Raw genomic sequence first — 13,401 nt, 5'->3', positions numbered from 1 at the left:
GGCACTAGACTTCCACTATAGTGTAGAAAATAACAATAGAACTATAGAATTCCGTTATTGTAAGCGCTTTAAAATGGGATACGATGGAAATGAAATGTGAATGGCCGATATTTACCAAAGGGGGAGATAAATAATTTAACCACTTGCCTTGGGTTGTCATCCTTTAATTTTAAATTCTCAAATGGAGGTAGAGCTTGAAAAAGAAATGACAAAAATCTCTAATAAAAGGAGCTGAAGAAATGCGTCGATTTCCATTATTTATACTTGTAATTGCATTGATAGCCAGTACTACTTTTAGCTTTAACTTAACGGTTACTGCTGCTGCAGGACAATACGTTTTTGAAGCTGAAAGCATGGCATTAACTAATTTCACGACAGGTACTGTGACATACATGAATTATGTAAATAATCAGCCCCTCGAAACCATGACATTTGCTCAAGGCGTATCAGGACAAACGAGTACTGCCAGTGCCGTATTTAACGGTTTGGCCGGAAACTACGATATTATTACACGCTTTGTCGGACAGGTACAAAATGGAGTCGCTTATACGATTTCAATCAACGGCAACGCAGTCGATCAATGGGGCTCATCCCAAAGATATGGCACCAATTATACGGACCCGCGAGACATAGATAACCATACAACTAGCAAGGTTGCACTTCATCCTGGTGATGTAATGAAGTTGACAGCTGTTTCTGCCAGTGAAGTACCGCGTGTCGATAAGTTGACTGTCCAGACCTATCAGGGGCCGCCCGCCAGCACACTAACCATTGATTCTCCGAATGCAACTTTAAATAATGGTTTTAACTGGGCTAAGAATCGGGCGTTGGGCTTAGCCTTCTACCCTGGAAATCCTATGTTGGGGCACGAGTCTGAATGGTGGCGTCTCGCAGATTCCACGCACTCCACGCTCACACCTGGTTATTGGGGGGCATATGTGAACCGAGAAAGCTTTTACAACCGTGATATCTCTCATCAGTCGGATGCTGGACACTTGCTCGGTTTGGATAATGAAACCTTTAACATGATGAAATTATTTGCAGGTGATTCCACCATTTCTGGCCAGAACGGCTGGCCGCTGTGGGCCCATAGTTCATATGGAATCATGTACTACATTGATGGCACGGGTTTTAAAGAATTGCCCTCACCTTTTGATGTCATGCACAAGGCATACCAACAGTATCTTTGGACGGGCAACACGAACTGGATCAACGATCCAACCTTGTCAGCTTACTACGATTCAACCATCGGACCATTTCTCACCAATCACGGTGTCGTTTGGAATGATGCAAATCCGGCGAGTGAACAGCCGGTAGTTAAGATGAATTCAGGAGAATTTACTCCCACTTACTTTGAATTTACGAATGACAACCTTGTCTCTGCCGGTGATTCTCTGGGATTGGAATACCAGTCACTACTCGCTTATGCAGGAATTTTAAAGGCTAAAGGCAATACGAGCGGCAGCACGCTCTGGCAAAACCGCGCTCAGCGATTGAAAGACTATTATGAGGCGCATTGGTATGATGCCTCTACCGGACGGTATATACGCGGTTTTGATGCAACAGGAAACTTCAAGAGTGATTGGGGTCATGAGAGCAGCTTTTTCATGCCGCTGAAGGGTCTGGGAGACTTTGGCTCAAGAACAAATGCTTATCTGGATTATATTAATGCTAACGATGCCGGCTTGAATGTCGAAGCCACCACCTATCTTCCAGAGATGTTTTATAATTACAACAGGTCTGTAACCGGTTGGTCTTGGCTGAGCAAAATTTTGACCGAACAAAATACCTATCCTGAGGTTGCCTTCACAGCTATAAGCAATATTATTGATGGCATGATGGGAGTTCAGCCGGACGCTCCTAATAACAAAGTTTCAACAATATCACGTCTTACCACTGATGTACCTTGGGTGGAAATGAACCATATCAAGGTTGGTGCAAATGATCTGAAAATTAAACACAATGGAGTTACAAACTCTACACTGACCAATAATTCGGGCGGTACCATTACCTGGGAAGCTCAATTTTATGGAACCCCTTCTACGATCTATGTTAACGGTGTAGCAAATACGCCTCAGACGAAGTCTCTGTACGGTCAAACCATATCCTACGTTGATGTACAGGTTAACAGCGGTGCAGTATGTAATGTTGGTCCGCAGATTGTTGATTACCAAGCTCCGACAGCGCCAACCAACTTGCAAGCAAGCAATTTAACTCAGACTGGCGTACAGCTTAATTGGACAGCATCCACTGACGACGTTGGAATAGCAGGTTATGATGTATATAGCGGTTCAACAATCATCGGCAGCACAAATTCTACCAGTTATGCTGTATCTGGACTGGCTGCACAAGGAACGTCATATACATTCACCGTTAAAGCGAGGGATGCAGCCGGAAATGTATCACCTGCAAGTAATGCAATAAATGTAACGACACCGATTGCGCAGCAAGTTTATTTGAGCGATCTGAACTGGGTATCTGCAACAGCAGGCTCGGGTACCGTGCAAAAGGATAAGAGCATGGGTGGAAATACAATAACCCTGAATGGAACAACCTATACCAAAGGACTTGGAACACATGCCATAAGCAATATAACATACAATCTGAACGGACAATACTCATGGTTCCAATCGTTTATAGGTGTTGATGATGAGGTAAGTTCTAATGCAACCGTTGTCTTCCAGGTATGGGCGGACGGAAACAAAATTTATGATAGTCAAACAATGACTCCAACGAGCGCAACGAAATCCATTGATATTAGTGTAGCGGGTGTAAATCAATTAGTGCTTACCGTAACCGACGCGGGAGACGGCATTAACAGCGACCATGCCGACTGGCCCAATGCTCAGCTTTTCCGAAGCGGTTCCGGTTCCGATACACAAGCGCCGACAGCACCTGCGAACCTGGCCACAAGCAATATAACTCAGAACAGTGTACAGCTCAGCTGGACAGCGTCTACCGATAATGTAGGAGTAACAGGCTATGATATTTACAAGGGGGCTGCTTTAGCAGGTACATCCACAACCACAAGCTTTAATGTGTCAGGACTTACTGCAGGAACGGCTTATAGCTTTACGGTAAAAGCGAAGGATGCAGCCGGAAACTTATCTACTGCAAGCAATACTGTCAATATAACCACACAAAGCGCACAACAGCAGGGTACGGTATATTTAAGCGACATGACTTGGGCATCTGCAACGACAGGCTGGGGTACGGTGCAAAAGGATAAGAGTGTAGGTGGAAACACAATAACCCTGAATGGAACAACCTATACCAAAGGACTTGGAACCCATGCCATAAGCAATATAACATACAACCTGAACGGACAATACTCAAGATTCCAATCGGATGTAGGCGTGGATGATGAAGTTGGAGCTAACTCAACCGTTATCTTCCAGGTATGGGCAGACGGCAATAAAATCTATGACAGTGGGGTGATGACTCCAACGAGTGCAACCAAATCAATTGACGTTAGTGTAGCGGGAGTCAACCAACTGGTGCTTACTGTAACCGACGCTGGAGACGGGATCAACAGCGACCATGCTGATTGGGCAAATGCAAGGCTGCAAACACCAACATCCACTTATTTAAGTGACCTTGCCTGGGCATCTGCAACGACAGGCTGGGGTACGGCACAAAAGGATAAGAGTGTTGGTGGAAATACAATAACCCTGAATGGAACAACCTATACCAAAGGGTTAGGAACCCATGCGATAAGCGACATAACCTATAACCTGAATGGACAATATTCAAGGTTCAAATCTGATGTAGGGGTTGACGATGAAGTGAGTGCTAACTCAACCGTCGTATTTCAGGTATGGGCAGACGGCAACAAAATATATGACAGTGGGGTGATGAATCCAACGAGTGCAACCAAAACAATAGATATCAGTGTAGCAGGAGTGAACCAGCTAAAGCTTACCGTAACCGATGCAGGAGACGGGATAAACAGTGACCATGCCGACTGGGCTGGTACGATGGTTACGAATTGAGCGGTAATTTGATGCATCTGCGTTCCCATCGGAACGGACAAAGAGGGGAATGAGATCACGTTGATCGATATCCTCGGCACCGAGGCTGATGAACTGTTGAATCGATCATACAATTATCAAGAGACCGGGCCCCCTTGAATTATTAGGGTGTTCCGGTCTCTTATGTGTTCCGATTTCGAAGAATTCTAGTATAGATCCAGACGAAGGCCGTGTACGGTTGGAACGCCTCTCGCTCAGATATGAAAGATGGTATAATCAAAAGCAACCGGTAAAGGGTCCATAGCATCGGGATGTGTAGTCGGAACCATGTCCGTAAATTTAATGAAAATTTTATTTTTTACCCCAATTCTTTTTAAATAGTTTTCCTTATCCTAGTGTAAATGAACGCTTAGGAGGAAATTATGAATGAAGAAGTGGTTATTTGGCCTTATTATACTTTTTCTGCTTGGATATGGAGTTGCGCAACACAAACTGAACGTCGTTAACGAGAAACCACCGGAAGATGAAGAGGTCGTGAAGAACACAACAGTGGTATAGAAATTAGGAGGTGAAAGTGGATGAGCCTACCATTCAGAACAGACTACCCAAGACCGCAATTCGAGCGAAACCATTGGCTAAATTTAAACGGGGCGTGGGAGTTTGAATTTGATGACGAGCGTGTCGGTGATCAGGAGCGCTGGCACGAATCGCACGCTTTCACCCGCACAATTCAGGTGCCCTTCTGTTTTCAAAGCGAGCTGAGCGGTATTGGCGATACCGGCTTTCATGATAGCGTCTGGTATCGCAAATGGTTTGAGCTGCCTGCTGATTTCGAAGGGAAGCGTGTGATCCTCCACTTTGGGGCCGTAGATTATACGGCCTCATCCCCAGGCTTCGGGTGAGATCAGCATGCAGGTGATCATCCGATTCCAGGGGCAAGTCGTTGCGGATGACAAGTTTGTTGTTCGAAGACAAGAAGAAGTCCGTACGATTACGCTGCATGATTTTAATGATCATGGTTTGGGTCGTTGGTGGTCGCCAGAGCATCCCAATTTGTATGATATCGAATTCACCATGCTGCAGAACGGCACACAAGCGGATAAGGTCAAAAGTCACTTTGGCATGCGTAAAATCAGTGTCGAGAACGGAAAGCTTTGTTTGAATAATCGCCCCTATTTTATGAAGCTCGTGCTAGATTTTGACCGCTCCTTCGGATGAATCCCATGTCCAAGATATTGAGCTGACCAAGGCCATGGGCTTTAATGGCCTGCGGAAGCATCAGAAAGTCGAAGATCCGAGATATTTATATTGGGCCGACAAACTGGGCGTTCTGGTGTGGGGTGAGATGGCCAATGCTTACCAATACTCCTTTGATTACGCTAGTAAAATGAAGGTAAAATGCCACGTTTGCTAAATGAAGTTGAATAATTGAAAAAGACCGGGACCTCGAAGATATTTGTGGTGCCGGTTTATTGTTTACCACATAAGAATGTTTAAGTTCTTTACAGCGCTAAAGCGCGTGGAACAGCATTCTTATTGGCGAATAAACCTACCTCTGAACGCGGTCGCTCATCTTCGAAAGACCTCGATAGAAGTTTATCTCATAAACTCAAAAATCAGCCTATCCGCCGCCGACACACCATTTGGCTATGTTAATAAAAAGTCACTACTTTGCAAGTACGCTTTCAATGGTATCCAGAATTTTGTGCGTTTGAAAAGGTTTCGCGATAAAGCCCTTAGCTCCTGCTCGTATCGCTTTCAGTACAAATTCCTTTTGAGCAATCGCCGAGCACATGATGATTTTTGCGGAAGGATCTTTACGGATAATGACCTTCGTGGCATCAATCCCATGCATGCCTGGCATCGTTATATCCATGGTTACAAGATCAGGTCGATAAATGGCGTATTTCTCAATGGCTTCATCCCCGGACGCGGCCTCGGCAACGACTTCATATCCATTGGCTTCGAGCATTGTTTTAAGCAGTAGACGCATATAGGATACATCATCAACAATCATTATTTTTGACATCGCTCATTGCTCCAATTCTTATAGGTCAATCAACTAATTGTAGCAGAACGATCTGAACATAAATTGAAATTGTGCTTGTTAAGAGTGAATCATATTTTGAAGGTACCATTCCTCGATGATCGGATTGGGTTGGGTCCCGAATTCTTCGCTGAGGACGAGGCATAGACTGTCGTGCTGCCTTTGAACCGATGCATAGTCACCCTGAGCTTGAAACAGCTTCATCAATGCCCAGTAGCTTTCTTCAGCGTAAGGGAAGGCTTGCTGGATCCGGTAGTAGAGGGAGAGAGCCTCGGCATACATGTCGGAAGCCGCCAAGAAGTCTGCTAAACGAACAGCTTGCTGGAACCAAAGCGCCCTCAGCCGCTCTCTCTCGCTTTCCGCCCAGATGTAGTCATATTCCGCGAAATAATCGCCGCGATACAGCTCGAGCAGTCGTTTATATCGGGATAACGTATCGGGCTCTAGAGCCGACAGCTCCTGCAAGCCGTTTTCCCATTCCTCTACGTCGAGCCGGGTATTTTTGAGATCGAGGGTATAGCCTTTGTCAACGTTTTGAATCTCTATGGTGCTTCCCATCGCATGCAACGTTTTGCGTATCTGATAGATGGCTGTATAGAGCTGGGTTAAGCCTTTCTTGTAATCGGAATCCGGCCACAGAAGCTCCAGCAGCGTATCTTTCCTTACAGGTCGATTTTTCCGATGAACCAAATAGGCGAATAGCTCTTGGGCTTTGGCTGTTCGCCAGGTCATAAATTCGGGCTGTCCCGCGTCGAATTGCAGTGATTGAAAGCATCTTAGTAGCGGGGCTGGAGCTTCAGTTGTTATGTTTTTTTTGCAATCCTGGTATTGCTTTAATCGTTCTATTGTCACCCGGATGCGCTCAACATGTGACGGCTTCAACAAGTAATCTATGGCGTTCATTTCAAAAGCTTTAACAGCGTAGTCGTCATATGCGGTGACGAACACGATGTCCAGCTGCGGCAAGCGGCTATGGAGCCTTTCTGCAACTTCAATGCCTGATATCTCAGGCATATTGATATCTATAAAGATGACATTCGGCTTCAACTCCAGTACACCCTCCACGGCAATCTCAGGGTTAGTATATGTGCCGATAATATCGACTCCGCCGACTTCCAACAGTTGTTTTCTCAAGAATTTAATGGCAAGGGATTCATCATCAATGATGATCGCTTTCATCTCTCATAACCTCCTTTTCCCTAACAAACATTGCTTGATTCGTTATTGGGATTTCATACAAACAAATAGGTCTTATGGACTATATATCGGTAATATCGAGTGGAAATTTCATATTGTTGAAAATTTCATTTTTTGTTCAGTAGGGTATGGTTAACTGAGTAAATATGTATACTCGACGGTTAATGAGACATTTCACACTTTTAAGGCAGGAACCCCTAATGATGAGAAAAATACTCCCGATGTTGTTGATTTTACTTGGGATAACGATTTTTCTATACCCGACGATCAATGATCGCTATGAGAGCTACCGGCAGCAGCAAATATTGAAGCAATGGCAGAATACTCTCGGGCATATCGATGCGGTAGCTTCTGAACCGAGTGGGGAGTCGGTGAATATGGATACTCCCTTTCTTACGAAGGAAAACAAGCCGCTAAGCGTTGAGCCATCCCCACCTCCAACGGCACTGGCGATCACTGGGGAACCCATCGAGGGAATCCTTTCCATCGATAAAATAAATCTGAAGCTCCCAATACTAACGGATGCGACGGCGAAGAACTTGAAGCTATCCGTCGCCAGTATTGCCCATACAGGTAAAGCGGGTGCTGTCGGCAACTACGCCATCGCCGGACACAGAAACCTGACATATGGAAAAAATTTCAACAGGCTGGACGAAGTCGAAGTCGGTGATTGGATCGAAGTAGATACGGGGAGTTTGCAATATTGGTATCAAGTACAGGACAAGCAGTATGTCCTCCCTGAGGATGTCTGGGTTCTGGAAGGCAACGGCAAGGATCGGGAGATAACCTTGATTACCTGTCATCCTATGGAAAATCCGACGCATCGGATCGTTGTCAAAGGGAAATTGCTAGAACACAAAGGATAAACTAGTCAATTAGGTATGCATATGCTACTATAGCCGTAAAAAATAATATTTCCGGTGCTATCCACCGAAAAAGGCAAATCTAGCGAGAACCCGCATCCTCATGTGTGTTTATACAAGATATCAAGGCAGGAATAACTTCTGTATTTATATGATAGTGACGGGTTATGTATCTGTTTCCATCCGCTCTATCCGACCAAAGTAGGATGCACAAATTGAAGATCCACAACTTATTTTCGCCCCGCTTAGTCTATAAGTAAATCCAGATTCTCTTGATATATCCGTGGGAAAGAACCCCAAGGACTTTTTCTTTTACATTGTAATGATACCCAGCAAGGCGCATAGAACAAGGTTGTTACAGGCTAAAGCATGTCCTCCATAATACATCGAAACAACAGCCATCAAGACGCACAGGACAAGATCAGTAGCCGAAAATCCACCACTGGAAGTATACATACCCAAAACAATTACCTCCTAATGAAATCTGTATGATTTTCTACTATTATACGGATTTTTAATACAATTGCTTGGACATCCTTTAGCACACTCAGCACTCATTCACCCCCCCAACAACGAAAAAAAACGGTCTGTATTCGCATATATTTCGCGATAAGACCGTTATTGTTTTTCACGATATTTTTTTGTTGGATTAATGAATCTTAAATTGAAAAAGTCGTTAAGATGATAACCAAAAGAATAAAAAGAACCAAAACAAATGCTGCGCTAGTACCAACACCGTACCCTGCACAACTTCCACCATAACCTACTCCCATGTTTACTCATTCCCCTCAAGTGAATTTTCATTACGGTATATTACTTCCCCGAAGATCATTTTTACTTCACGGACATTCGGTTGCCCCGCGATAGGACCGTTTTTGTTTTTCTCGATATTCTTTTTGTTGGATTAATGAATCTTAGATTGAAAAAGTCATTAAGATGATAACCAAAAGAATAAAAAGAACCAAGACAAATGCGCTGCTTGAACCGCCATAACCTACTCCGCTCATGTTTACTCATTCCCCTCAGGTGATTTTTCACTACGAGATAAAGTATGCTCGGTACTTAGTGCTTGCTTGGACGTATATCATAGTGAGGCAAACACTGAGGAAACACACAAACGTATAAGAATTGTGTCAAAAAGAATCCGGATGCGGGTTCTTTTTGCTTTCTGTTCAGATTTGGTTCAGTTCAAAGTCCTACAATACAAAATGTGACTTTATGATGAATTGAACCAATAACAGGAAGGTAGAGGTGCCGAAAGAAATGTTAAAGAAAAAGACAAGCGCTTTGCTGGTTGCGCTTTTGATTTTTATGCAGGGCATATATGGGTTTGGTTTTTTGATGCCGGCAAAAGCAGCCACAATTTCAAGCAATATTATCGACGGCGTTACGATGGCTGTATATGACAGTTCGGGCCATGTCGTAACGGAAAACGTTTATGAACAAGGTTCCAAGGTACAATTGGACTATACCTGGTCCTTGCCGAACGGCCATGGTTACCACAACGGGGATTTATTTACCTTCACGCTTCCACAGCAATTCCTGCTTTTCAATGATATCAGCGGCCCTCTTCAGTTTGAAGACGAGGATGTAGGAACTTTTAGCGTTAATAAAAATAATCATCAAGTCACAATGACCTTTAATGACTATATGGAAAGCCATGATAATGTGAAGGGAATTTTGACGTTCAAGACACAATTTGACACCCAGAAAATAACGGGAAGTACGACTCAAATTATCAAAATTCCTATTAGCGGCGGGGAACAAATCTTTACGCTCAGCTTCAAGCCAAGCGTCACTTCAACAATAGGTAAAAGCGGTGTGCCCCAAGGCTTTAATGCGAAGAACATCGATTGGACGGTTGATGTGAATAAGGCGCTGAATTCCGTTCAGAACGCGGTAGTCACCGACCCGATTCCTGCAGGTCTGGACGTTCCGGTTACCGTCGCTGTTTATAATCTGGATATGAATCTGGACGGAACGGCCGTCCAAGGGGCGTTGGTTGATGCCAGCAAGTACAGCGTTAGCACAACGGGTAATATACTGAGAGTGAGCTTTACGGACAGCCCGATTCAATCGGCATTCCGGGTTCAATATACAACGCCTGTCACCGATCTTGATAAAACTTCATTTATCAACACAGCAACATTTGAGGGCAGCAATAAAGCTCCCGTTAATGCTACGGCAACCGTTACTGTGCAGCATGGCACCGCCCTGGATAAAGCCTCTACGGGTTATAGTTCCAGTACGCAAACCATCGATTGGGCCATTAAGTACAATTACAATGAAAAGAGCATTGCACAAGGCGCAGCCTTCTTAACGGATTTGTTTAACGATTCGGAAGAACTCGTTGCAGGATCTATTCATGTATATCCGGTTACTCTAAATTCGTCTGGAGTCGAATCGTTGGGCGGTGAGTTGCCCGGCGCTCAGTATACGGTAAGTACAGCAACCGGAACCAACCAAAGCGGATTCAAGCTGCAATTCAATAATCCGATTTCATCCGCGTACAAAATTACGTACCAAACCAAGGCCATTCAACGTGTTATCGACAATGCTACGATTACGAACAAAGTAACGTCCGGCGGTGGGAATAGCGATACGGCCACTCAAGGGATGAACCAAGTGGTCATTGTCAAGAATGTGGGAGCAATTAATTATAATGCCAAGACGGTAGCATGGAATATTACCGTTAACGGTGACAGCCAAACGATGAATAACGTTGTGATTACGGATGTGTTCCCGAATAAGGGACTTCACCTCGTTCCGGCTTCATTGACTGTAAAAGAGGGAGCCACGCCGATGAGTCCTACTGACTACACAGTAGACGATTCTGCGATTGATCAAGGCTTCCAAATAAATTTCAACAAGCCGTTATCCGGGCCAGTTACCATTAGCTACTCAACCGAATTCAATAACGATTGGATCAGTCCTGTCGGCAGCACGACCAATTTTATTAATAATGCGAAGATAGATTGGATCGACAGTTCTTTAAATGCACAAACCAAAACCGTAACCTCAACGTTTACTCCTAGAAATGAAGTAATGAATAACGGATTCAAGAATGGTTCTTACAACGCAAGCTCTAAACAGCTGACATGGACGATTGGTGTCAACTACAATAGTAAAATGCTTGCCGGGGCCAAGGTTGAGGATGTTCTGGAGTCGGGTCAACAATTGGTCGCCAATTCTTTGGTTTTGTATAATATGACGATTCCTGCGAACGGTGATCCGTCTCAAGGGACGGTTGTTGATAGCGCCAACTATACGTACACGGTCGAAAGCGGCAATAAACTGGTTGTGACTTTCGTTCAACCCATTTCCTCTCCGTATTACATTGTCTTTAAAACAAGTCTGGACAGCAAACTGATTGGAGATAAAGTAGATAATACGGCAAGACTACTTGACGGTTCTGCTCCAGTTTCCGGTAACCTGACGGCGAGTGTGGCCATCCCCAAAGGGGGCGAGTATGTCAACAAGAACGGTGTGCAGGACGGGGACAAAATCAACTGGACGATTAATATCAATCGCGGACAATCAACGGTATCGGATGCAAAAATTGTGGATACGCCAACTGAAAACCAATTGCTGCTTCCCGGTTCGTTCCATTTATTTGCTACTACAGTTGCAGCCAACGGCGATGTGACAAAAGGTGCAGAATTAACAAAAGGTACGGATTATACGGTTGCAATCATCACGGACGATGACGGCAAACAGACCTTTGAATTGAACTTCCTGCATGAGATTAAAACGGCGTATGTTCTGGAGTATCAATCATTGATCGTTGCAGGCGATAAGGAAACTGTCTCCAATAAAGTCAGCTTTAGCGGCAACAATGTGACTAGTGTGACCAAAGATACGACCAAAAGTATTGTGGTCGGAGTTTCCAGCGGATCTGGCACAGGCAGCGGTATCAGAGGCTCGTTGACGGTTAAGAAAGTGGATTCGGCCGATAATGGAATACTGCTTAACGGGGCAACATTTGATCTATATCGGAAGTCAGGTTCTACCCGCTCATTGATCAGTACCCTGACAACGGATGCGACCGGTACAGTCGTATTCAAGAAGTTATTGGCAGGAGACTATGTAGTAAAAGAAACAGCGGCTCCGTCTGGATACGCGCTCGATGCAAGCGAACACCCGGTAACGGTTAATTCGGCGGCAGGTATTACTTTAAATGTTTCGAATACGAAGGTGGCTGGGCCGGTAACGCCGCCAGTAACACCGCCAGTAACGCCAGTGGTAACACCAACACCGACTCCGGTGGTAACGCCGACGCCGAGTCCGTCGGGTGAGTCGAAACCAACACCAGTGCCGACACCATCGGCAACGCCAGCGCCAAGTCCGTCGGCAACTCCGACGCCTAAACCGGATAATCATGAACGAACAACGGATAAGGATACGCAGATTGACGGTAAAATTGAAGTTCCAAAGGGAACCATTCCATCCATAGGCAAACCGCCGGAGCACGGTAAGGCAAACATTGATCCGGATGGAAGCTGGACCTATAAGCCAGACCAAGGCTATATTGGTAAAGATAACATCACTATTGTTTTAAAAGATCAAAATGGCAATGAAACGGAAACAATCATTGATATTGTTGTTCAAGACATTCCTCTCGGAACTTTAACGGCTAAAGGAATACCAGGACAAACACTTCCGAAAACAGGTGAACCCAGCCATTTATATGTAGAGATAGCCGGTCTTGCGCTGATCCTTGCGGGAGTCATGCTGAGAAAAAGAGTATGGAAGAAGAAATAAAATTAAAGCCTGCCGGAGATATCCGGCGGGCTATCTTTTTGGTTCATTCCTTATTGTGGGAGCTGAAAAGTGACGGTAGTGCCCTGATCAGGTATGCTTTGAATTGAAGAATTGCAGAGTCTGTCATGACAAAATGGTTTATCATACGGAGAGAAAGTGATGAAAAGAAGCTATTGACAATTATCTTAATTTATAATATCTTAAATTTAAGATAAATTAATTCAAGATAATGATAAAACGAATTCGAGGAGGTAAAGGGAATGATTCCGATTTTGAACCGCATTAATGAATTGAGCAGAATTGAACGCAGCATAGGTCTATCGGACACCGAGAGAGCGGAACAGGTAGCACTTCGCAAGCAATATTTACAAATTTTGCGCGGGCAAGTCTTATCGACGCTGTTAAATGTTTCTATTATCGATGAGTTAGGGAACGATGTTACGCCTAAAAAGCTTGTTAACGAGAAAGTGCATAATTACCAGTAATTTTTGCCATATATCTTAATATTAAGAATATAAAAATTGAGATAGTTGAGAAGGCTCCCTAACGTAAAGTTATTCCA

Annotated in this window: 8 protein-coding genes and 1 pseudogene; 6 read left to right on the top strand and 3 right to left on the bottom strand. The window is 44.3% G+C overall.

The genetic code is table 11. The annotated features are described in order from the left end of the window. The first annotated feature begins 239 nt into the window (after positions 1–239). From ACFQZT_RS05230 to ACFQZT_RS05220, 3 genes and pseudogenes are all read left to right on the top strand, one after another. Complete coding sequence (locus tag ACFQZT_RS05230; RefSeq protein WP_379297234.1) at positions 240–3,992, top strand: NPCBM/NEW2 domain-containing protein; 3,753 nt, start codon at positions 240–242, stop codon at positions 3,990–3,992. Positions 3,993–4,397: 405 nt separating this feature from the next. Further along, positions 4,398–4,529, top strand: coding sequence for a hypothetical protein (locus tag ACFQZT_RS05225; protein WP_379297232.1), 132 nt, complete (start codon positions 4,398–4,400; stop codon positions 4,527–4,529). A gap of 20 nt (positions 4,530–4,549) precedes the next feature. Beyond that, positions 4,550–5,358 (top strand): annotated as a pseudogene (locus ACFQZT_RS05220) (glycoside hydrolase family 2 protein); the annotation flags it as partial. Positions 5,359–5,637: 279 nt separating this feature from the next. Here the strand turns inward: ACFQZT_RS05220 and ACFQZT_RS05215 are convergent. Together ACFQZT_RS05215 and ACFQZT_RS05210 are read right to left on the bottom strand one after the other, a co-directional pair. Then, positions 5,638–6,000 (bottom strand): response regulator, encoded by a 363-nt coding sequence (locus ACFQZT_RS05215; RefSeq protein WP_379297230.1) that lies wholly within the window; start codon positions 5,998–6,000, stop codon positions 5,638–5,640. Positions 6,001–6,078: 78 nt separating this feature from the next. Further along, a complete protein-coding gene (locus ACFQZT_RS05210) occupies positions 6,079–7,197 on the bottom strand; it encodes a response regulator (RefSeq protein WP_379297228.1) in 1,119 nt (372 codons plus the stop codon). Positions 7,198–7,415: 218 nt separating this feature from the next. Here ACFQZT_RS05210 and ACFQZT_RS05205 point away from each other — a divergent pair, with 218 nt between their 5' ends. Beyond that, positions 7,416–8,081: a class D sortase gene (locus ACFQZT_RS05205; RefSeq protein ID WP_379297226.1), complete on the top strand. Its 666-nt coding sequence runs from the start codon at positions 7,416–7,418 to the stop codon at positions 8,079–8,081. A 911-nt stretch (positions 8,082–8,992) separates the two neighbouring features. Here ACFQZT_RS05205 and yjcZ read toward each other — a convergent pair. Next, positions 8,993–9,085, bottom strand: a complete 93-nt coding sequence (yjcZ, locus tag ACFQZT_RS05200; protein ID WP_379297224.1) for a sporulation protein YjcZ — start codon at positions 9,083–9,085, stop codon at positions 8,993–8,995. A gap of 256 nt (positions 9,086–9,341) precedes the next feature. On the opposite strand from yjcZ, the gene ACFQZT_RS05195 reads away from it, so the two are divergent. Next, positions 9,342–12,839 carry a collagen binding domain-containing protein gene (locus tag ACFQZT_RS05195; protein ID WP_379297222.1) on the top strand — a complete coding sequence of 1,166 codons (3,498 nt, stop codon included), beginning with the start codon at positions 9,342–9,344 and terminating at the stop codon, positions 12,837–12,839. Positions 12,840–13,099: 260 nt separating this feature from the next. Beyond that, positions 13,100–13,324 carry a DUF896 domain-containing protein gene (locus ACFQZT_RS05190; protein WP_379297220.1) on the top strand — a complete coding sequence of 75 codons (225 nt, stop codon included), beginning with the start codon at positions 13,100–13,102 and terminating at the stop codon, positions 13,322–13,324. Positions 13,325–13,401 lie beyond the last annotated feature (77 nt).

The organism is Paenibacillus sp. GCM10027628, assembly GCF_042676385.1.
Taxonomy (GTDB): Bacteria; Bacillota; Bacilli; order Paenibacillales; family NBRC-103111; genus Paenibacillus_E.
This window is presented reverse-complemented; position numbering and strand designations above follow the sequence as displayed.